We start from the raw sequence: 20,679 nt of genomic DNA, 5'->3' as shown, positions 1-20,679 counted from the left end.
CGGTGCGGGTCTACGGGCAGATGATTGCAGGGCTTGCACCCCCAGCTCAGCGCAGGGCCGCGCTTGCGACTTTTGCAGCCAGCCCCAACAGCACCAGGCCGATGATGCGCTCGAACCACAGCAGACGACCGCGCAGCCAATCGAGCACCGGGCGTGACGAAAACAGGCAGGCCACCAGCCCGAACCAGAGCAGGGACTCGCTGACCAGCAGCCCCCACAGCAGAGCCGTATCCGCGCGCCCCAGATCCGGTGTCAGCACCTGCGACAGGATCGAGCCGAAATACAGCATCGCCTTCGGATTCAGCAGATTCGTCAGGAAGCCGGTCACAAACGCCCGGCGGCCCGCCAGCCCGGTCTGCGCTTCAGGCATCTGCCCGCGCGAGCGCAGGCACTGAATGCCCAGCCAGCCCAGGTACAGCGCCCCCACCACCGACAAAAGCTGTGACAGCCCCGGCAGCGCCGCCAGCACCAGCGACAGGCCCAGCGCACAGATCAGCACATACACGCCAATCGCCGCAGCCACTCCCGCCGCCGCCCACAAACCGGTGCGCCGCCCCGCCACGATGGACAGACGCGTCACCACCGCAAAATCCGGCCCCGGTGAAATCAGGGCGACGGCGTGAATGCTCATCACAAGCAGCAAGGCGTGGAAAGACATGTGGAGACCTCGGAAACGGTGGATGCGCGGCAGAGAATACGCCGCTTGCTTCAGGTGCGGGTGGGTGCGGGGAATTCAAGACCGAGAGGTACATGGGGACCAAAGTAACCCGGATGCAGCGCAGCGGAATCCGGGATCGGCCCCGACAAGCCCCGGATTCCGGCTTTCAGCCTTCACCCGGACTACTTGCTGGATGCCAACAGTGCGCATATACGCTTTGCGCGTATTTTAAGCTTGTAAAAATCGGGCAAACTGGCTCCATTCGAACAAACATGGATACGCAATGCGCACACTACAGCAGGATTTTTTGCGTCAGAAGATGCAGGCTCTGGGGCTGACACGGGAACAATTCGCCAACCAGCTAGGGGTGAAGAAGCGCGCACTGGACACTTGGCTATTGCCGGTTGCATCCAAGGAGGCACGCCAGATGTCGGAGTCCGTTTGGCAACTGATCGAACAGCGCTGGCCTCTGGCTTTAAGCCAGAGGCCGGATTGCAGCCTGCTCGACACGCTGCACTGCGATGGCGTGCCCCATTTGTTAAGCGTCGGACAGTTCAATCGCGACTCGCTCGAAGAATTATTCGGCATCGCGGCCTTGCTCGAACCGGTTGCCAGACGTCAGAAGATTTGTCCGGTGCTTGATGGTGCCGTGCTGGGCAACCTGTTTTTCGAGCCAAGCACGCGTACGCGCCTGTCATTCGGTGCGGCGTTCTGCCGACTCGGCGGATCGGTGTGTGATACGACCGGCTTCACCTTCTCGTCGATGGCCAAGGGGGAGTCACTGGCAGATACGGCGCGTGTCGTCGCCGGATATTTTGACATTCTTGTGTTGCGTCATCCGGAAACGGGCTCGGTCGCACACTTCGCCGAGCATATCGAGGTGCCTGTCATCAATGGCGGCGATGGCAGTGGTGAGCATCCGACGCAGGCCTTGGTCGATATCTGGACCATTGCCAAGGAGTTCCGTCGTCTCGGCAAGCAAATCGATGGCAGTTGCATTGCGCTGGTCGGTGATTTGCAGCATGGCCGTGCCGTGCAATCCCTGTTCCGTCTGCTGCAGGTATTCAGGAGCATTCACTTCAAGCTTGTCGCGCCGGCCGGTCTGGAGATGCCGCGTGAGCTGCTTGAGCAGGCCGAAGCTGCGGGGCATCGGGTGACGCAGCACAGCGTCCTCGAGACGGGTTTGCGCGACGCCGATGTAATCTACGCAACACGCATCCAGCGCGAAAGGATGACAACGGAGGTGATGGAGAGCTATCCGGCACGCTTCCGGATCGACCGCAATGCGATCGAGAGCTTCGCACGCAAGGAGGCAGTGATTCTGCATCCGCTACCCCGTGATAGCACGGTCGAAGCGAATGACTTGGCTACCGATCTGGATGGCGATCCGCGCCTGGGCATCTTTCGCCAGACGGACAACGGCATCGCCTTGCGCATGGCGGTTTTCGCCGTGCTGCTTGGCGTTGTGCCCGACCTGCAGGGCGCGATGCGGGACGCGCGCTGGCGTCGTCCGGCACGCGTCGGGCGACAGGATGCGACTTTTCATTTGCTGTAATGCGGTGAGCCAAAAACAAAACCCCGCTTCCGCGGGGTTTTGTTTTGAAGCTTTGGTGCAGCGGGCGCACCGGTCGCGGGGAAATCGTAGCGAGCGGGCCGAGGTCGAAACGCGGAGCGGAAACGTACGAAAAGTACGTTGAGCACCAAAGTTTCGAGATCGGCACGCGCAGTAGATTTACCCGCGTGCCGGAGGGGATTACATGCCCATGCCGCCCATACCACCCATACCACCCATATCGGGCATGCCGCCGGCCGGCTTGTCTTCAGCCAGTTCGCCGATCATGCAGTCGGTGGTGAGCATCAGGGATGCGACGGAAGCGGCGTTCTGCAGTGCGGTGCGGGTGACCTTGGTCGGATCCAGCACGCCCATTTCAACCATGTCGCCATAGACACCGTTGGCAGCGTTGAAGCCGAAGTTGCCCTTGCCTTCCAGCACCTTGGAGACGACCACGGAGGGTTCGTCACCGGCGTTCTGGACGATCTGGCGCAGCGGCTCTTCGATCGCGCGCAGCACGATCTTGATGCCGGCTTCCTGATCGGGGTTGTCACCCTTCACAGCGCCGATTTGCGAACGGGCACGCAGCAGGGCCACGCCGCCACCGGCGACGATGCCTTCTTCCACTGCAGCGCGGGTGGCGTGCAGGGCGTCTTCCACGCGAGCCTTCTTTTCCTTCATTTCGACTTCGGTGGCAGCGCCAACCTTGATCACAGCAACACCGCCGGCCAGCTTGGCCTTGCGCTCTTGCAGCTTTTCGCGGTCGTAGTCGGAGTTGGAAGCTTCGATCAGGGCTTCGATCTGGGCAACACGACCCTGGATGTTTTCAGCGGAGCCGACGCCGTCGATGATGGTGGTGTTTTCCTTCTCGACTTCGATGCGCTTGGCTTGGCCGAGGTCAGCCAGAGTGGCCTTCTCGAGCGACAGGCCGACTTCTTCGGAGATCACCTGGCCACCGGTCAGGATGGCGATGTCTTCCAGCATGGCCTTGCGGCGGTCGCCGAAGCCCGGAGCCTTGACGGCAACAGTCTTCAGGATGCCACGGATGTTGTTCACCACCAGCGTTGCAAGGGCTTCGCCATCGACGTCTTCAGCCACGATCAGCAGCGGACGGCCAGCCTTGGCAACTTGTTCCAGGATCGGCAGCAGGTCACGGATGTTGGAAACCTTCTTGTCGTACAGCAGCACGAAGGGGTTATCCATCGTGGCGATCTGACGGTCCTGATTGTTGATGAAGTACGGGCTCAGGTAGCCGCGGTCGAACTGCATGCCTTCGACGACATCCAGCTCGTTGTCCAGGCTCTTGCCGTCTTCAACGGTGATCACGCCAGCCTTGCCGACCTTGTCCATGGCGGTGGCGATGATGTCACCGATGGAGGAGTCGCTGTTGGCGGAGATGGAGCCGACCTGGGCGATTTCCTTGCTGGTCGAGCAGGGCTTGGAGACCTTCTTCAGCTCTTCGATCAGAGCTGCAACAGCCTTGTCGATGCCGCGCTTCAGGTCCATCGGGTTCATGCCGGCGGCCACGAACTTCATGCCTTCGCGCACGATGGCCTGGGCCAGCACGGTGGCGGTGGTGGTGCCGTCACCAGCGATGTCGGAGGTCTTGGAAGCAACTTCCTTGACCATCTGGGCGCCCATGTTTTCGAACTTGTCTTTCAGTTCGATTTCCTTGGCGACGGAGACACCGTCCTTGGTCACGGTCGGGGCGCCGAAGGAACGCTCCAGAACCACGTTGCGACCCTTCGGGCCGAGGGTGACTTTAACGGCGTTGGCCAGAACATTGACACCAGCAACCATGCGTTCGCGAGCGGAGTCGCCGAACTTGACTTCTTTAGCAGCCATTTATTACTCCAGATATTGGTTGAATTCGTTGTGGGGATGGGAAAACCGGGGCGCTCAGCGCCAGACCGGAATTACTTCTCCAGCACGCCCATCAGGTCTTCTTCACGCATCACCAGCAGTTCAACGCCATCGACCTTGACGGTCTGGCCGGAGTACTTGCCGAACAGGACGCGGTCGCCGACCTTCACGTCGAGCGGACGCACAGAACCGTTTTCCAGGATCTTGCCGTTGCCGACAGCGATGACTTCGCCTTGGTCGGGTTTTTCAACAGCGCCGCCAGCCAGAACGATGCCGGAGGCAGTCTTTTCTTCGGCTTCAACACGCTTGACGACCACGCGGTCTTGCAGGGGACGAATCTTCATATCCACTCCTGTTAAGGGATTGATTTAAAAAATCTTGGGTCATTCCTGTCCGCACCAGAACCGGTACTTTGTCGACTTCGCCTTGCCGTGCTACAGCACAGCCTGCGGCTCGTCTTCGCGTCTCGTTTCTCTTGCAAACCGGAATCAGCACCCGGGGGAACCGGGGAGGACTGGCCGGTTGGCACCGGCGTTGTTAGCACTCTCCCCTGACGAGTGCTAATGATAGGGGCGGGAATGTGTCATTTCAAGGACGCGCACGCTAAATTTTTCTCGTTCAGCAACGGATTCAAGGACTTGAACACGTCACGGCTCTCGCCGGCCGCATTGCGCGATGCCTGAAGACCCGCTTCTGGCGGGCCTCTTCAGGCATTCATCGCGTATCCCCGCCATTCAACTGCCTCTCCGGCACACCTGCCTGAAGAAGTCCGCCAGAAGCGGCTTTGCAGCAAGCAGATGCTCAGGCTTCCCTGGCAGGCTGACGGGGAGGGCCATCGACCGGGATGCGCAGCACGAATTCCGCCCCCCCGCCCGTACGGTTGCGCGCGAAGATGTGGCCGCCGTGTGCGCTGGCGATTTCGCGGCAGATGGCCAGCCCCAGACCGGTGCCGCCAGCGCCGCTGCGCGTCTTGCTGCTCTGTACGAACTTGTCGAACACGACCTCCAGCTCCTCTTCCGGGATGCCCGGGCCACGGTCGGCCACGATGATTTCCAGCGCCGGGCGGGGTGCTTCGGTCTCACCGTCGAGACTGAGTACCCCCGGCTGGATCTGCAGACTGACTTCGCCCCCGTCGGAGGAGAACTTGATGGCGTTGGAGAGCAGGTTGCGCAGCACCATACTCAGCAGCTTGCTGTCCGCATGTGCTTGCGCGGGGCCAGCGTGGGACAGGCGCAGTTGCAGCTGATGCTGGCTGGCCAGGGCTTCGAATTCGTTGAGGGCATCGTGCGCGATGGCTGCGACATCAAGCTGTTCGAGCCGGATATCCATGCGCCCTGCCTCCAGCTTGGCGAGGTCGAGCAGATCGTCGAGCAGGCCCATCAGGCGCTCGGCGCTGTGCACGATGCGCTCGAAGTAACCGAGCAAGCGCTCCGGACTGCTTTGCGGAGCGCGCTGCAAGCCGATGCGGGCAAAACTGAGAATGCCATGCATGGGCGTGCGCAGCTCGTGCGACATGTTGGTGAGGAACAGTGATTTTGCCGCGTTGGCCCGCTCGGCCGCTTCCTTGGCAAGGAACAGGCGGGCTTCGGCCAGACGCCAGGGCGTGACATCGAAGTTGGCGCCGACGATGACCGGATGACCTTCATCGTCCAGACAACTGCCCTTGGCGATCACGCGATAACGCGGCTGCCCCGTCACCGGATGCGGGCGGAATTCTTCCTTGAGGATCGGCTTGCCTTGCAGGGCCTCGGCGTCTTCAGCGAAAACGATGCGCTGCATCTCCGGCGAGATGGTGGACAGACTGCCGACAAGCGCGTCCTTGGAAATGCCACGATCGGTGGCAAAGGCCTGATTGACCATCAGGTAGCGGCTGTCGGCATCCTTGACGTAAACCGGCTGCGGGATCACGTCGATGAGGCGCTGCACGTACTGCTTGATGCGCTCGCTGCGCTCGGTTTCGCGTTGCAGGGCGGCGGCCAGCTCGCGCTCGGCAATCCGCCAGGGCGTGACATCGAAAGTCGACACGACAATCACGGCATTGCCGGAAGCGTCTTTGCAACCGGCCTTGGAAATGACGCGATAGCGCTCGACGCCGGTGACCGGGTGGGGTCTGTTCTCTTCCTTGAGGATCACTTCGCCCGCCAGCACCCGACCATCCTCGTCGCTGGTCAGACGCATTGCTTCTGGGCTGCAGGTGAGCTGAGAAGCCGAGCTGCGCCCCGGCAAATCGTTCTTGTCGAGCTGTCGTTCGCTGGCAAAAGCATCATTGACCAGCAGGAAGTGGCTACGCGCATCCTTCACGTACACCGGGTACGGGATCACGTCGATCAGCCGCTGGATGTACTGCTGGGTCCGTTCATGGCTCTGCTGCTCGCGTGACAGCGCCTCGGTCAGCTCGCGCTCGGCCTGATACCAGCGGGTGACATTGAAGTTGGCCACCACAATGACCGGATTGCCGTCCGCATCCAGACAACTGCCCTTGGAGATGACGCGGTGTCGCTCTTCGCCGGTCAGCGGATTGGGCTGGTGCTCTTCCTTGTAAACCACCTCGCCCGCCAGCACGGCAGCGTCTTCGGCGGAAACACTGGCACTGAGGTCCGGATGGCTGGTGGCGATCCACTCCCAGGAACGCAGGCCGATGATCTCGTCCTTGCTCTTGCCCAGCTCACGGGCATGCGCCATGTTGATCATGACGTAGCGACTCTGGGCATCCTTGACGGACACCGGCTGCGGAATCAGGTCGATCAGGCGCTGGACGAACTCCTGGGTGCGCTCACGGCGCTCCACCTCGCGTTGCAGGGCCGCCTGCAGTTCGCGCTCGGCATTGCGCAGGGAGGTGATGTCGATATGGGTACCGACCAGAACGGTCTGCCCGGACGGGTCGACACAGGGCCCCTTGGCAAAAAGCCGGTCGCGCATTTCACCCGTGCGGCGGTGCAGGGTGCGCTCTTCCTTGCTGACGACCAGACCGTCGTAGATCACCGCCCGGTCTTCTGAATTGACTTTCTGCGCCACTGCAGAAGGGGGTTCCGCCCGGAAGAATGAAGTCTTGCCAACCAGCTCCTCGATGCTCAGATCATAGTAATCAGCCATCGACTGGTTGACCATCAGGAAGCGGCTGTCGGCATCCTTCACGAATACCGGATGCGGAATCACGTCGATCAGGCGCTGGATGTACGCCTGGGTGCGCTCGCGCAGCGCAGTCTCGCGTACAAGCGATTCCTGCAGCTTGCGTTCGGCCTGATACCAGCGGGTCACGTCAAAGCTGGCCACCACGATCACCGGCTCGCCTTCCGCATTCAGGCAGGCCGCCTTGGAAACGATGCGGTGACGATCTTCCCCGGTGAGCAGATAGGGGCGGTGCTCTTCCTTGCGCACCACCTTGCCGGCCAGCACTTCCAGATCCTCGGCCCGCACGGCTTCGCCCGCCTCGGCATCTCCGGAGCCCACCCGGGCAATCGAGTCGATGCCCGGGATCTGCTGCTTGGGCACTGCGAAATCGCGTGCAAAGGCGTCATTCACGATCAGGTAGCGGCTGTTTGCATCCTTCACGTACACCGGCTCGGGAATCACGTCGATCAGGCGCTGCACAAACTCCTGGGTGCGCTCGCGGCGCAGCACTTCGCGCACCAGTGCCGCCTGCAGATCGGCTTCGGCACGGCGGATGGCGGTGACATCGGTCAGCGAAACAATGACCACGCGCCGATTGTCGGCATCGCGGCCAACGATCTTGTGACTGATGAAGTGCTTCTGCGTGTTTTCCGGGAAGGAGAAAAAGCTTTCGCCGCTGCAGGACGAACCGTCCGGCTGCGCCAGCAGTGCCTGCTCTTCAGCTTCGATCTGTTCGACAATGGGCTCCGTCACCAGGTCGCCCAGCTTCAGCCCGACAATGCCGGCCTCGCTGCGCGCCAGCAGACCAAGTGCGGCCCGGTTGACCATGAGATAGCGCAGGTTCTCGTCCTTGATCAGGATCGGGTTGGGCAGCACATCAAAGATCAGCTGCAGGAAATCACGCGTGCGTGACTGCTGCTCGAGTGCCTGCTGCACCTTGCGCTCGGCCTGCCGCCAAGGAGTTACATCGAAATTCGCGCCGACGATCACCGGCTGACCATCGGCATCCAGGCAGGAGCCCTTGGTGATCAGGCGGAAACGTTCCTCGCCGGTATACATGTGCGGCAGGCATTCTTCCTTGCTGACCAGCTCGCCAGCCAGCACGCGCAGATCTTCGTCGGCAATGCTCGACGACAGGCGCTGATCCGGCGCCAGTGCATACGAATTCTGGCCCATCAGGTCTTCGCGCGAGCGCCGGCGCTCGGCGCAGAACGCGTCATTGACCAGCACGTAGCGGCTCTGCGCATCCTTCACGTACACCGGCTGCGGAATGACATTGATCAACCGCTGCACATACTGCTGGATCCGCTCGCGCCGCAGGACTTCGCGCTCGACAGACTCCTGCAAGGCCCGCTCGGCCTTGCGCCAGTTGGTGACATCGAAATAGGTGCCGACCAGCACCGGCTCTCCCCGCGCCCCGATGCAGGCCCCCTTGGTCACCACCAGATTGCGAACCTCGCCGCGCCAGGTGTGACGGTTGATGACCTCCTTGAACACCACCCCGCCACCGAGCACTTCGCGGTCTTCCTGCAGGATTTCCTCGCCGTGTTCGGCATCCTCGCGCACCTCGGCCGGCGTGCGGCCGATGATCTCGCCCAAGGGCCGGCCCAGCGCCTCGACATATGCCTGATTGGCAAACAGGTAGCGGCTGCTTCCATCGCGCACATACAGCGGATGCGGAATCACATCGATCAGGCTCTGCACGAAGGTCTGCATGCGAACCAGATCGGCCTCGGGCGTGGCCGGAGTGGCCTGTTCGCTGGCTGCAAGACGGCGCTGCAATTGCCGCACACGCAGCCACAGCACGCCACTGCACACGGCACCGGCTCCTGTCAGCACCCAGGCGAGCCCGGCTCCCCAGAAAATACTGAAGGCTGCCGCCACAGCCAACCCCGCCATCGTGATTCCCTGCCAGCCAAACCGCAGCATCGTGTTGTCCGCTTCCGAGCCAAGTCCCCGTCGCGAAGCTTACCGCGCATTGCCTTGGCATGACACCTCGCACGTCCGGCTGCCGGCGCCTACAAGGCGGACTTGCCCTTGCAGGCAAGAAAAAAGCCGCCCTCAGGCGGCTTCTGGTGTGCGGCGGATGATTACTTCTTTTCGGCCGGTTTGGCCGCGCTCTTGGCCGGTGCCTTGATCTGCGACTTCGGCGCTTCCTTGGCCGGTGCCTTGGTCACGGCGAGCAGCTCGACTTCGAAGCTCAGCGTGGCGTTGGCCGGAATCGGGCCGCCTGGGGTGCCGTTATCACCATAGGCGATCGCCGGCGGGCAGGTCAGTTTGGCCTTGCCACCAACCTTCATCTTCTGCACGCCTTCGGTCCAGCACTTGATCACGCCATTGAGCGGGAACTCGGCCGGTTCGCCGCGCTTGTAGGAGCTGTCGAATTCCTTGCCGTCGACCAGCTTGCCGACATAGTTGACCTTGACGATGTCGGTCTCGGCCGGGCTGGCGCCCGTGCCGTCCTTGAGCGACAGATACACCAGGCCGGAAGCAGACTTCACCGCACCGGTTTCCTTGGCAGCCTTTTCGGCGAATTCCTTGCCCGCAGCGCCCGCCTTTTCCAGTGCTGCAGCGCGACGTGCCTGCGCCAGTTGCTGGATCTTCGGACCGTAAGTTTCCAGCTCGACCGCTGCTTTGCCACCAGAGATCGTGTCGGCAAAACCCTTCTTGATGGCTTCTGCGTCAGCCGGGGCCGGGTCCAGCGTCTTGGCCTGCATGCCCAGCATCGCGCCAACAGCATAAAAAGTCTTCTGCTCTTCCGTCATGTCGGCGGCGAACACGGCCGGCGCGATCAGGACTGCAGCCAGCACACAAGCAAGTTTCTTCATCGGTTTTCCTTTGAGATAAGCGAATCGCCGGGGCCGTTGATTGCCGCGGAGAAGCGCAAGAATACTGGATTTGCCCGAGGATGGCTGAAGAAGCCCGTCCGGCGGAGCGCTTCCGGTGCCAGCCTGTGACCGGCGGACGCGCAGCAGGTTCCCGGCAGAGGAGGGGGCGCAAGCATCGTGAAGACCCGCACCGGACGGACTTCTCCAGCATGCCATGGCGCTCAGCCAGACGGGATGCGGCTTCTGGACCGGTGTAACTGAAGAAGTCCGCCAGAAGCCGCCTGGCGGGCAGGGCTGAACCGGTTCCCTGCCCGCTTTCGCTGCCGGCGGTTTTTGATTAGCCTCCACACCATGCCCGATCCGCGTGCCCAGCATTTCTGGTCCGACCCCGCCCTGCCTTTCGCCGAGAGCCGGCGCGCGCAGCACAGCCGCGCCTGCTATCGCGCCCACACGCATCCGGTGTTGTCCGTCGGCGCCGTGGATCAGGGGCACTCGTGCCTGACGCTGAATGAGGCCGAACCGAACTTCCTGCACACCGGCGACATCGTGGTGATTCCCGCGCATCGCCTGCACGCCTGCAATCCGGTCGAAGGCGGAGCCTGGAGCTACCAGATGCTGTATCTGGACGAAGACTGGCTGCGTGCGCTGCAAACCGAAGGCCTCGCCGACGACCCCGGCTTGCAGCTGGGCGGCCCGATCGTGCGGCGCGACCCGGCCTGCTACAAGGCACTGCGGGCCCTCAATGCCATCCTGTTCAGTCCGGCCCCCGTGGAGGAAAAGGAAGGTGCCCTGATCGATTTCGCCAGCGCCTTGCTGCTGCAGGCCACCCGTCCGGACCTGCCGCCTCCCGCCTGGCTGGACGACATCCGCCGCCTGCTGCGCGAGCACTGTGCCCAGCCCTGGCGCGTGAGCGAACTGGCCGTGCGTGCCGGCCTGAGCCGCTACCACTTCATCCGCGCCTTCCGCACTCACACCGGCCTGACGCCGCACGCCTTCCAGCTCGACTGCCGCATCCACCGCGCCCGCGAACTGCTGCGTCAAGGCTGCAGCATCGCCGAAGCCGGCTACCAGCTCGGCTTCGCAGACCAGAGCCATTTCCAGCAAGCCTTCAAGGCACGCGTTTCGGCTACCCCGGGGGAATACCAGCGCCACCGGCCACAGGCCTGCTGAGAGGCTGTTCACGATCTGTAGCGAGAGGTCGTCAGCAGGGTGAAGAGCAGCACAGGAACCGGAGTTTATGTTGATAAATGAGGATTCCGAGCAGCGCATGAGCCCTGATCACGACCTCGCAGTAAGATCATGAACAGCCTCTGAGAATCATCGGGTTGCCTGGCCGCTCATGCTGCTTTGCCCAACCCGGTCCGGCGGTTCTGCGTTTTCACCGTTAATCGGGGAGGCTGAACGCTTGTCGCGCGATGAAAAACAGATTTATTGCAGATTTTCCGCCAGAGGGTGAGCTCCATGCCGGGAGCAATCGATTGTCCTGTCTGTGACGCTGGCTTTTAACGGGCAAAACAGGCCGCATGGCCGGGGTTTTACTGGCGTCGCTTTAATCATTTTTTGCCTATTTGATGATTTGTTTGAGGATATTGAAGCTTGCTACAGTCCTCCAGGATTCAAGTCCGCACAGACCTCAATGCATTTCAAATAATCATAAAGGGAGAAAAATGATCTGTTTAAAACGTACCTCGGTTGCAATGCTTGCCGTCATGATGGCACCCGCCGTGATGGCTGAAAATTCGCATTCAGCGCCTCATCGGAAAAGCACGGTGTCGGGTGAATTGCGTGAGGCGTATATCCAGGGCACCAGTCACAAAATGCATTATCGCGTCATCAATGGCCGCGCCATGATTGACGACATGATGGTCGGCAGTCCGCAGTCTGTGAAACAGAGCGGCATCCGCAATATTTTCAAGCGCCAGACTGCGCAGAAATCGGGGTCGGGTGGAGTGAGACTCGACTCAGCAGTGTCTCTGCCCGGCCCGAACGGCAGCAATAACGGCGTGACGTCCGGCGTGGCCATATGGCCGAGCAATACGGTTTATTACACTGTTGATGCTGCGATGAATGCCAAGGGTCGCGAGGCGATCAGCAACGGGCTGAACCTGATCTCTTCGCGTACAGCGGTCAAGTTCGTCACGAGGACAACACAGGCAAACTACGTTCGCTTCTATCCCGGCGATGGCTGCTGGTCCAGCGTCGGCATGGTAGGAGGAAAGCAGGATCTGTCTATCGGAACAGGCTGCGAGTACCCAGAAGTTATTGCCCATGAAATGATGCACGCCATGGGCTGGTTTCACGAGCAATCCCGTGCAGACCGTGATAACTACCTGACCATCAATCTCGCCAATGTCACGAGCGGGATGGAATACAACTTTGACAAGATTCCGACGAGCGTCGCAGAGCCTTACGGTAATTTTGATTTTGCCTCAATCATGATTTACGACGCTTACGCTTTCTCCAAGACCAATCTGCCGACCATGGTTCCGAAGAGCAGCAGCATTCCTATTGGATCTTTCGGATTCTCGACTGTATTGAGTGCTGGTGATGCTGCTTCGATCAATCACTTTTACCCGCCAAGCAGTTCGTCCTCCTCCTCGTCCAGCAGCAGCTCTTCTTCCTCATCATCATCATCTTCATCTTCGTCCAGCAGCAGTTCATCTTCATCCAGCAGTTCTTCGTCCTCATCGTCCAGCAGTTCCTCTTCTGGCGGTGGTGCTCCGGTCCTGACAGGCTCTGGCGACTATCCAAACGGGTTCAGCAAGTGTTCCAATGAGAACGCGACCTGCACCGTGCGCAAGGGCACGGGTTGGGTGGCTTTCGGACGCTCGGGTTCGTGGGTTGCGAAAAAAGTGGGCGTCGGCAACAGAACGGCCTGCACGATCGCAGCATTTGGTGCTGATCCGAAGGCCGGACGTGTGAAGAAATGCTCCTACCAGAATTGATCAGACGCTGATTTTTCCTGGTTATATTGTGCAGACGGCCCGCTTGTCGTTTCCGGCAAGCGGGTAGCGCGCAGTCGTGATTGTTGGTCAGGAGGTTGTTGGTGGTGCATGGAAAATGGAAGTCGATTCTGCTGGCGGCCTTTACAGTCATCTGGATCAATGAGGCGCTGGCCATGAATGAAGAAAAATGCGTGTATGGCGAACTTCATGTCCCGGCATCCATTGCCGGTTTCGACAGACATCAGCTGGAGATCCGTGTTTTTGCCCGTGATCCGCGGGTAGCTGACCGACCTGCCGAGGTCGTTGGCAAGGCTGACATTCCGGGCTTCAAGCACCAGGCTGGCACTGAGACGGTTGAAAAGTTTTCGGTAAACCTGAATCAGCCTTATCGCGCCGACCTCAGTTACTACGCCACCTTTTTCATCCTCAAGGATGGCGTGCGAACCCTCCACGGCCAATGCGCACACGCAGAAGGTGCGAGCTGTTCCGTACTGGGTAAAGCGGCTCCGTCCGAACTGCAGGTACGCTTTGCAGAGATGCCCCACTAGTCAATAAAGCGGGCCTGTCAGGCCCCCATCCTCAATGGTTCGCGTAAGCGATCTTCTCTGACGCTACCGCATCATCTACGCCCGCGAACTGCGGCGCCAAGGCTCTGGCGTCACAGACCCGAGCCATTCCCGGCAAGCCTTCAAGGCACGCGTTTCGGCTACGCCGGGGAATACCAGCGCCACCGGCCCTGAGCCCCGTGGCGCTCACCCGCGCCCTACGTGCCGCATCAGCGCCTGAAAGGCGCCTTGCCTCTCCGGGGCTGCGTCGAGGATGCCGAATGCGTACAATCGGCCAGAATCCGACGGCCAACAACCGCCTGCAAAGCAGCCGCCAGTCCCTTTTGCGTACGTTTGTGCCTTAGCCGTCGGCTGCTTCTTTTTGTCCCAATTTAATAAGGTGAATAAGCACCCGAACTTCACGGAGACGTAGGCAGGAAGCCGCTCTGCGTGAGATTCTATCCGGGGATTTATACAGCAGACCGGAATGTTAGGGCGCAATTTTGCTGTTCAAATTTATCGTTAGACAGCCGTACTCATTGAGATGCTAGACATGAGCACCAATCCATTTGATGACTTCATTTCCTTTATCACCAAAAATCATGGTGAGGAAAACTGGGTAACGGTATACAAGCGAATTCCCATCGCTGGTGGAAGCGAAGATGGCGGAATGTACTGCGCACTCGTAAATCCTGAAAGGACGGAGATTGCGCTGAGTCAGCCAAGTTGGGACTTGATGATAGGCGCCGGAGGTCCGGGGTTTTGCACGTCATATGAAAACGGCGATGAAGTAACAAGCTATTACATCAATGCTGATGAAGGGTACTTGAGGCTTGTTCTTAATCGAGACTTTCATGGGAGAAAAGACGACTACATTGAGGTTCTTGAAGAGTTTCGTTTATTTCACAACCTTTATTGCCAACATGGTGGTTCCTCATACTTAGCCTTTGATGACGCAGGGGATGAAGTAGAAGTTATAAAGATAACCGATAACGAAGTAAAAATTCGGAGGGCGCATTTGCGCTCATTCATGGCCGCAAAGCAAATGCACCTCCTGCTGTACTTTGAGCTCACAAGGCATTTTGGTTTTTCTATCAAATTCAACGCAGAAGAATCGAACGGATCACTAAAGTACACTATCTATTCGGGTCAATCTTACTCAAAGGGATACACATCTTTCTCTAGGATTCTTGGCAAAAAGCTTATTGAATGCGGCCCGATTGAAAGCTGTGGCGTTTGGCCATTTAAAAAATGTAAAGACTACGAAGATTTTATTATCGGCGGCGACAATGATGATCCAGAAAAATTTACCTGCAACCCAGATCTCCTTGCCAATTATTTCGGTGCAAACCCTGATGCCCCTCACTATCTAACACCGGTATTTTTTCGCAAGGAAGTAATGCAAAAATACTACGGGGCATCCGAATATGAAATAAGCGATGGCCATCTACACCGACGCGGGGCATGGAGCCTCAGGCTTGACAACAATTCGCCTAGTCATGTTTCTGTTTTTCTGGGCGATCTCGGAAAAGACTTGCCAGAGAAAGAGCAAATTTACTGGAAGAGTTTCAATATTTTCCCTGACGGAAGAAAGATAAGCAAAACGAATTTCCAAAGAAGCTTCATGGGCAACTTCTTTGACCCAGAGAACCCAGAACACAAATTCAAGAGCAAGTACAGGCTACTTCAAGAGGCGTGGAAAGAGAAATATGGATGGACGCTTTTTCTCCCCCTGTCAGATAAAGATGAGCACTTTCTAAACTCTATACGCTCTATGCTAGGTAATGAGCAGTCAGAATTCGACTCACAAATTCTAGCGCTTACAAAGACAACGATCGACTCTGTAAACATCAAGGACCTTCGTAAATTCCTCGGCACTACAGATCCTGACAGCAAATCTATCGCATTAATCGAAGCGTTGCTAAGTAAATTCCAAGTTCCAGAAGCGACGACGCACGTAACACTGCTTCGTGGCATTCAATCCGTCAGGTCAACCGGCGTAGCCCACCGTAAAGGCACGGAGTATGACAAGGCGATTGCGCGGCTAGACATTAATGAGAACAGCTATCAAGCGGAATTTGATCAAATATTATTAGGTATGGTTAACTTCTTTGAGGATGTAACTCCCAATGACTGCGCCTAAGTGTTGGCACTGTCTAACAAGTCATTCGAGCGGGACGTCAAAAATGCTACGCATTTCTGCCGCCCCTCAATTTCAACGTTAAAACGTCCGCTTTCCAAAAGCCTGACCGACAGCCTTGTAGGGTGCGCACCGCGCACGCGGAGCTCATGTTCATCCTCGCACGGCGTTTTTGTCTTCCACGGTGAAGGATGCTTTTTGGGAATGGTGCGCAATGCGCACCCTACGAATTGAACTTCTGCTTCCCTGTTTTCTGACGGTCCGCACCGAGTCGAATACCGCCATTGGCTGACACGTCCTTCTTGACGTTCGCCCGGCTTGCGATCGCACGGCAGCGCAATTTTCTTCAATACACTTTTCCCGCAGACGATCAGGCTGTGCATCCCTGTTTCCTGAAGATGCACGATGCACTGGCAAGATTTCCTGTTGCTCGCGGGGGCGCATTTCCTCGCCCTGCTGAGTCCCGGCCCTGACTTTTTTCTGCTGATTCACACGGCGCTGGCGCATGGGCGACGGGCGGCCCTGCGCGTAGCGCTGGGCATTGCCTGTGCCAACGGGGTATTCATCCTTGCCGCCATCGCCGGCCTGGGCCTGCTGAGTGAGCAGCCGCTGGCCTTTGCCCTGCTCCACTGGGCGGGGTGCGTCTATCTTGCCTGGCTGGGCTGGCTGTTCTGGCGGGCGCCGCCGACCGTGCTGGAGCCCGTCGCCGGGATGCATGCCGCTCTGCCGGCCATGCGTCACGGCCTGCGCGGCTTTCTTTCCGGCATCCTCAACCCCAAGAACGCCCTGTTCTATCTGAGCCTGTTCACCGTGCTGGCCGGCCCCGCCAGCAGCCCGCTGGCGAGGGCGGGCGCCGGCTTGTGGATGTTCGCAGCGGTGCTGGGCTGGGATTGCCTGATTGGCTGGGCCTTCACGCGGGGAGAAGTAAGGCGCCGTTTCGAGCGTCGCCAGACGCTATTGCAGCGTGGCAGTGCCTGTGTGATGTGGGCTGCGGTGACGCTGATGAACTGGTCCGTGTTGCCGGAGCTGCTGCGCCTGTCCTGATTTCGGCCTCATGGAAAGCCGCATGCAGCGGTCTTCTGCAGCATGGCATGCCGCACATCAAGGTGCAGCAAGGGTTCTGGCAATGGATGGCTGAAGAGCTTCGCCAGTAGCGGCTGTGCGGGCAGGCACACCTTGAACTGCCGGCAACTGCGAAGGTAAAAAAACGGGCCTGCACCTTGCGGTGGAGTCCCGTTTTTCATCTGCGCCGGCAGCTCATTCCATTCCGGCGCGGGAGGTGGCGAAACGCGAAGACCAGGCGCAGACAGTGCTGAAGCCGGCAAGCCCGTCCTGAGCCTGGTCGAAGGGCCGAAGTCGACAAAGTATCGCCGCCCGCCGGCGACCGGAATCAGAGGATCATGCCGGCGCCGACGGTGTTGTTGTTGCTCTCATCGATCACGATGAACGCACCGGTGCCGCGGTTGATGCTGTAGGCATCGGCGAAGAGCGGCTGGGCGAGCTTGAAGCCAACCTTGGCGATGTCGTTCATGGCCAGCGTGGTGGCGCCCACGTGCTCCTGCGAATTCACGTCGACCTTGAAGGCCACGCCGGTGAGCTTGGCCTTGCTGGTGCGCGTGGTGTGGCGGATCAGGTAGGTGCGGGCCGGCGACAACGGTGTTTCGGAGAGCCAGCACAACATGGCTTCGATTTCCTTCTGTTGCGCGGGCACTTCACCGCTCTTGACCAGCATGTCACCGCGCGAGATGTCGATTTCATCTTCGAGCAAGATGGTGACAGACTGTTCGGTCTGGCCTTCAGCGATATCCACGCCGCCGATCTGCACGGCTTTGACACGGCTTTCGCGGCCATTCGGCAGGGCGGTGAGCAGGTCGCCGACCTTGACCGTGCCGGATTCGATGCGGCCCTGGAAGCCACGGTAGTCGTGCAGCTCCGGGTTGGCGGAATCCTGCGGGCGGCACACGAACTGCACCGGGAAGCGGAAGGCTTCGTGGCGGCCAGCGTGGGCAGCCAGCGCGGCTTCGAGCAGCTCGAGCAGGGTCGGGCCCTGATACCAGTTCATGGCTTCGGAACGATCAACCAGATTGTCGCCATTCAATGCGGACATCGGGATGAACTGGATGTCGCGGCCGTCGTTGAAGAGCCCCATCTTGGCGATGAAAGCCTTGTACTCCGCGACGATGGCGTCGAACTTGGCTTGATCGTGGTCGATCAGATCCATCTTGTTCACCGCCACCACGACATGGGGGATGTTCACCAGATGCGCCAGATAACTGTGGCGGCGGGTTTGCGTGAGCACGCCCTTGCGCGCGTCGATCAGGATGATGGCGAGATCGGCGGTGGACGCGGCGGTCACCATGTTACGGGTGTACTGCTCGTGCCCCGGCGCGTCGGCGATGATGTACTTGCGCGTGCCGGTGGAGAAGTAGCGGTAGGCGACGTCGATGGTGATGCCCTGCTCGCGCTCGGCCTGCAGGCCGTCGGTGAGCAGGGACAGGTCAACCGCTTCCATGCCGCGCTTGGCCGAGGTCTTCTCGATGGCGTTGAGCGTGTCGGCGAGGATGGTCTTGGTGTCGTACAGCAGGCGCCCGATCAGGGTACTCTTGCCGTCATCCACGCTGCCGCAGGTCATGAAGCGCAGCAGGCCGTTGTCTTGAATGTTTTCGTGTGCAGACATCTTAGAAATACCCTTCTTTCTTCCGCTGCTCCATGGAGGCTTCGGAAGTCTGATCGTCGAGGCGCGTGGCGCCGCGTTCAGTAATCGTGGTGGTGGCGGTTTCGATGACGATCTTCTCGACCGTGTCGGCGTCCGACAGGACCGGCGCGGTGCAGGGAATATCGCCGACGGTGCGGAAACGCACGACCTGCTCGGTCACTTCCTCGCCGGCCTTCGGCACGTTGAGGATTTCGCCATTCACCAGTTGCACATTCACCGGCATCATCGCGCCGCCACGCATCACCACCGGGCGCTTGTGCGAGAAGTAGATCGAGGGCAGCTCGAGCTTTTCGCGCTCGATGTATTGCCACACGTCCATCTCGGTCCAGTTGCTGATCGGGAAGGCGCGGATGTTTTCGCCGCGATGCACGCGGGCGTTGTACAGGCTCCACAGCTCGGGGCGCTGATTCTTCGGGTCCCAGGACCCGAACTCGTCGCGGAAACTCATCACGCGCTCTTTGGCACGGGCCTTTTCTTCGTCGCGGCGGGCACCACCGATACAGGCATCGAACTCGAATTCGGCAATCGCTTCAAGCAGGGTCACGGCCTGGTGCTTGTTGCGTGACTCGTCCGGGGTTTTCAGTACCACGGTACCGCGCTTCATCGAATCTTCGACCGAGCGCACGATCAGGCGCTCGCCCAGCTCGGCAGCACGCTTGTCGCGAAAATCGACCACTTCCTTGTAGTTGTGGCCGGTATCGATGTGCATCAGCGGGAAGGGGAACTTGCCCGGGCGGAAAGCCTTTTCGGCCACGCGCAGCATGCAGATGGAATCCTTGCCACCCGAGAACAGCAGCACCGGGCGTTCGCACTGACCGGCCACCTCACGCATGATGTGGATAGCCTCGGCTTCAAGCCAGTCGAGGTGAGAGAGGGTTTGTTTATTCATGATGTCTGTCTTGGATACTGAAAACTTTTCGCCGGGCCACGTGATGGTGACGCACGCTCATTTCTTGTGAAGACCGCATTCCTTGTTGGCCGGATCTTCCCACCACCAGCGCCCGGCGCGCACGTCCTCGCCTACGGCAATCGCCCGCGTACAAGGCGCACAGCCGATGCTGGGGTAGAACTGGTCGTGCAGCGCGTTGTAGGGCACACCATGAATCCGGATATAGGCCCACACTTCCTGCTCGCTCCAGTCGGAGAGCGGATTGTACTTCTCCAACCCGTTGGCATCATCAAACTGACGCACCGGCAGCTCGGTGCGGGTGGCACTTTGCGCGGCACGCATGCCGGTAATCCAGGCTTTCTTGCCAGCCAGCGCACGCTTGAGCGGCTCGACCTTGCGGATGTTACAGCAGGCTTTGCGCAGCTCGACCGAGTCGTAGAAGGCATTAATGCCTTCACGCCGCACCCAGGTCTCGACCGCCGTGGCGTCCGGAAAATACACCTTGAGCCTGGTGCCGTAGCGTTTCTCGACCTCGCCCATGAGCGTATAGGTCTCGGCCGGCAAGCGGCCGGTATCGAGCGAGAAGATCTCGATCGGCAGACGCTCGGTGAGGATCAGGTCGGTGAGGACCATGTCTTCAGCACCGAAGCTGTTCGCGAAAGTAACCTCGCCGTGTTCGGCGGCAATGGCGTGCAACAGCTCCAGTGCATTGGCGCGCTTGACCGCGATATTGGCGCGCACGATTTCGTCGATGGCCGGGTTGGTCGCCGGATTCACCACGCGCGGCTTGAGGAAGGAAACGGTTTCAGCCATCTCAGCCTCGCGCGTGACGACGCCATACCGGCTGCTCGATCACAGTCGCACCCTGATAGGGTTCGCTGAAATCCTTGAGCGAGGCCAGCGCATCTTCAGCCGAGCGATCGGCACGGATGTCGAAAGCGTCAAAGCCGCAACGCTTGAGGAAGAAGAGCTGATCGCGCAGCACATCGCCCAGGGCACGCAATTCGCCCTTGAAGCCAAAGCGCGAACGCAGCAGGGCGCCGGTCGAGTAAGCGCGGCCATCCGCGAAGCGCTCGATGAACACGGCAATGAGCGGGAACACATTCAGGTCCGGCTGATCTGCAACCAGCGTTTCAACCAGTTCGTGGGTTTCCAGCCACACGCCTACTTCGCCTGCGGCCACGCGCGCGGCAAACTCGGCCTTGCGTGCCAGCCACACGGATAGCGGCAGCACGACCTTGCCAGCCGGAATTTCCGTGGCAGCAATCTGCTCGGCCGTAGCGCTCTCGGCGCCGGTCAGCTTGAACAGCACGACCTTGCCGGCCTGCTTCTTCACTTCAACTTCGCCCACGGGCAGGCGCACGATCTGCCAGCCATCGACCGCCACAATTGCAGCGGCGCCGTTTTGCAGTTTGATCAGATTGCTCATGGC

General features: G+C 59.8%; 16 protein-coding genes. 6 read left to right on the top strand and 10 right to left on the bottom strand.

The genetic code is table 11. The annotated features are described in order from the left end of the window. Positions 1-46 precede the first annotated feature (46 nt). A complete protein-coding gene (locus Q9Q94_RS05635; protein ID WP_305979041.1) occupies positions 47-658 on the bottom strand; it encodes a LysE family translocator in 612 nt (203 codons plus the stop codon). A gap of 283 nt (positions 659-941) precedes the next feature. Here Q9Q94_RS05635 and Q9Q94_RS05630 point away from each other — a divergent pair, with 283 nt between their 5' ends. After that, positions 942-2,213, top strand: a complete 1,272-nt coding sequence (locus Q9Q94_RS05630) for an aspartate carbamoyltransferase (protein ID WP_305979040.1) — start codon at positions 942-944, stop codon at positions 2,211-2,213. A 198-nt stretch (positions 2,214-2,411) separates the two neighbouring features. Here the strand turns inward: Q9Q94_RS05630 and groL are convergent, their stop codons facing one another. The 4 genes from groL to Q9Q94_RS05610 form a co-directional block, all read right to left on the bottom strand. Continuing rightward, the gene (groL, locus tag Q9Q94_RS05625) at positions 2,412-4,055 is read right to left on the bottom strand and encodes a chaperonin GroEL (protein WP_305979039.1); all 1,644 of its coding nucleotides are present in this window, start codon (positions 4,053-4,055) and stop codon (positions 2,412-2,414) included. A gap of 71 nt (positions 4,056-4,126) precedes the next feature. Next, entirely contained in the window at positions 4,127-4,417 is a 291-nt protein-coding gene (gene groES, locus Q9Q94_RS05620; protein ID WP_305979038.1) for a co-chaperone GroES, read from the bottom strand. Positions 4,418-4,874: 457 nt separating this feature from the next. After that, positions 4,875-9,083 carry a PAS domain-containing protein gene (locus tag Q9Q94_RS05615; RefSeq protein WP_305979037.1) on the bottom strand — a complete coding sequence of 1,403 codons (4,209 nt, stop codon included), beginning with the start codon at positions 9,081-9,083 and terminating at the stop codon, positions 4,875-4,877. A gap of 191 nt (positions 9,084-9,274) precedes the next feature. Next, a complete protein-coding gene (locus Q9Q94_RS05610) occupies positions 9,275-10,012 on the bottom strand; it encodes an FKBP-type peptidyl-prolyl cis-trans isomerase (protein WP_305979036.1) in 738 nt (245 codons plus the stop codon). Between the two features lie 351 nt (positions 10,013-10,363). Between Q9Q94_RS05610 and Q9Q94_RS05605 the strand changes: the two genes are divergently transcribed. The 4 genes from Q9Q94_RS05605 to Q9Q94_RS05590 all read left to right on the top strand — a co-directional run bounded on the left by Q9Q94_RS05605 (position 10,364) and on the right by Q9Q94_RS05590 (position 15,645). Continuing rightward, a complete protein-coding gene (locus Q9Q94_RS05605; protein ID WP_305979035.1) occupies positions 10,364-11,182 on the top strand; it encodes an AraC family transcriptional regulator in 819 nt (272 codons plus the stop codon). A 497-nt stretch (positions 11,183-11,679) separates the two neighbouring features. Continuing rightward, on the top strand, positions 11,680-12,957 hold the full coding sequence (locus Q9Q94_RS05600; RefSeq protein ID WP_305979034.1) for a M12 family metallopeptidase: 1,278 nt from the start codon (positions 11,680-11,682) through the stop codon (positions 12,955-12,957). A gap of 101 nt (positions 12,958-13,058) precedes the next feature. After that, positions 13,059-13,505, top strand: coding sequence for a hypothetical protein (locus tag Q9Q94_RS05595; protein ID WP_305979033.1), 447 nt, complete (start codon positions 13,059-13,061; stop codon positions 13,503-13,505). A gap of 550 nt (positions 13,506-14,055) precedes the next feature. After that, a complete protein-coding gene (locus tag Q9Q94_RS05590) occupies positions 14,056-15,645 on the top strand; it encodes a hypothetical protein (RefSeq protein ID WP_305979032.1) in 1,590 nt (529 codons plus the stop codon). Here the strand turns inward: Q9Q94_RS05590 and Q9Q94_RS05585 are convergent. Continuing rightward, entirely contained in the window at positions 15,642-16,025 is a 384-nt protein-coding gene (locus tag Q9Q94_RS05585) for a hypothetical protein (protein ID WP_305979031.1), read from the bottom strand. The two genes, Q9Q94_RS05590 and Q9Q94_RS05585, sit on opposite strands and share 4 nt — an antisense overlap. Positions 16,026-16,047: 22 nt before the next feature. Here Q9Q94_RS05585 and Q9Q94_RS05580 point away from each other — a divergent pair, with 22 nt between their 5' ends. After that, on the top strand, positions 16,048-16,686 hold the full coding sequence (locus Q9Q94_RS05580; protein WP_305979030.1) for a LysE family translocator: 639 nt from the start codon (positions 16,048-16,050) through the stop codon (positions 16,684-16,686). A 346-nt stretch (positions 16,687-17,032) separates the two neighbouring features. On the opposite strand, the gene Q9Q94_RS05575 is transcribed toward Q9Q94_RS05580, so the two are convergent. Genes Q9Q94_RS05575 through Q9Q94_RS05560 form a run of 4 tightly spaced genes read right to left on the bottom strand, consistent with a single transcriptional unit; the run spans position 17,033 to position 20,676 of the window. Next, positions 17,033-18,319: a sulfate adenylyltransferase subunit 1 gene (locus tag Q9Q94_RS05575; protein WP_305979029.1), complete on the bottom strand. Its 1,287-nt coding sequence runs from the start codon at positions 18,317-18,319 to the stop codon at positions 17,033-17,035. A 1-nt stretch (position 18,320) separates the two neighbouring features. After that, the gene (gene cysD, locus Q9Q94_RS05570; RefSeq protein ID WP_371929817.1) at positions 18,321-19,247 is read right to left on the bottom strand and encodes a sulfate adenylyltransferase subunit CysD; all 927 of its coding nucleotides are present in this window, start codon (positions 19,245-19,247) and stop codon (positions 18,321-18,323) included. A 57-nt stretch (positions 19,248-19,304) separates the two neighbouring features. Continuing rightward, positions 19,305-20,060, bottom strand: a complete 756-nt coding sequence (locus Q9Q94_RS05565; protein ID WP_305979028.1) for a phosphoadenylyl-sulfate reductase — start codon at positions 20,058-20,060, stop codon at positions 19,305-19,307. Between the two features lies 1 nt (position 20,061). Further along, positions 20,062-20,676, bottom strand: a complete 615-nt coding sequence (locus Q9Q94_RS05560; RefSeq protein ID WP_305979027.1) for a DUF934 domain-containing protein — start codon at positions 20,674-20,676, stop codon at positions 20,062-20,064. Positions 20,677-20,679 lie beyond the last annotated feature (3 nt).

Origin of the sequence: Uliginosibacterium sp. 31-16, from assembly GCF_030730865.1 — a bacterium.
Taxonomy (GTDB): Bacteria; Pseudomonadota; Gammaproteobacteria; order Burkholderiales; family Rhodocyclaceae; genus Uliginosibacterium.
Note: the sequence above shows the minus strand (reverse complement) of the source record. Positions and strands in the feature narration are given on the sequence as shown.

What these genes read in the sequence shown, in the direction of transcription:
- Q9Q94_RS05635 (WP_305979041.1), bottom strand. Translation starts at nt 658, where the DNA reads ATGTCTTTCCACGCCTTGCTGCTTGTGATGAGCATTCACGCCGTCGCC.
- Q9Q94_RS05630 (WP_305979040.1), top strand. Translation starts at nt 942, where the DNA reads ATGCGCACACTACAGCAGGATTTTTTGCGTCAGAAGATGCAGGCTCTG.
- groL (WP_305979039.1), bottom strand. Translation starts at nt 4,055, where the DNA reads ATGGCTGCTAAAGAAGTCAAGTTCGGCGACTCCGCTCGCGAACGCATG.
- groES (WP_305979038.1), bottom strand. Translation starts at nt 4,417, where the DNA reads ATGAAGATTCGTCCCCTGCAAGACCGCGTGGTCGTCAAGCGTGTTGAA.
- Q9Q94_RS05615 (WP_305979037.1), bottom strand. Translation starts at nt 9,083, where the DNA reads ATGGCGGGGTTGGCTGTGGCGGCAGCCTTCAGTATTTTCTGGGGAGCC.
- Q9Q94_RS05610 (WP_305979036.1), bottom strand. Translation starts at nt 10,012, where the DNA reads ATGAAGAAACTTGCTTGTGTGCTGGCTGCAGTCCTGATCGCGCCGGCC.
- Q9Q94_RS05605 (WP_305979035.1), top strand. Translation starts at nt 10,364, where the DNA reads ATGCCCGATCCGCGTGCCCAGCATTTCTGGTCCGACCCCGCCCTGCCT.
- Q9Q94_RS05600 (WP_305979034.1), top strand. Translation starts at nt 11,680, where the DNA reads ATGATCTGTTTAAAACGTACCTCGGTTGCAATGCTTGCCGTCATGATG.
- Q9Q94_RS05590 (WP_305979032.1), top strand. Translation starts at nt 14,056, where the DNA reads ATGAGCACCAATCCATTTGATGACTTCATTTCCTTTATCACCAAAAAT.
- Q9Q94_RS05585 (WP_305979031.1), bottom strand. Translation starts at nt 16,025, where the DNA reads ATGCACAGCCTGATCGTCTGCGGGAAAAGTGTATTGAAGAAAATTGCG.
- Q9Q94_RS05580 (WP_305979030.1), top strand. Translation starts at nt 16,048, where the DNA reads ATGCACTGGCAAGATTTCCTGTTGCTCGCGGGGGCGCATTTCCTCGCC.
- Q9Q94_RS05575 (WP_305979029.1), bottom strand. Translation starts at nt 18,319, where the DNA reads ATGTCTGCACACGAAAACATTCAAGACAACGGCCTGCTGCGCTTCATG.
- cysD (WP_371929817.1), bottom strand. Translation starts at nt 19,247, where the DNA reads ATGAATAAACAAACCCTCTCTCACCTCGACTGGCTTGAAGCCGAGGCT.
- Q9Q94_RS05565 (WP_305979028.1), bottom strand. Translation starts at nt 20,060, where the DNA reads ATGGCTGAAACCGTTTCCTTCCTCAAGCCGCGCGTGGTGAATCCGGCG.
- Q9Q94_RS05560 (WP_305979027.1), bottom strand. Translation starts at nt 20,676, where the DNA reads ATGAGCAATCTGATCAAACTGCAAAACGGCGCCGCTGCAATTGTGGCG.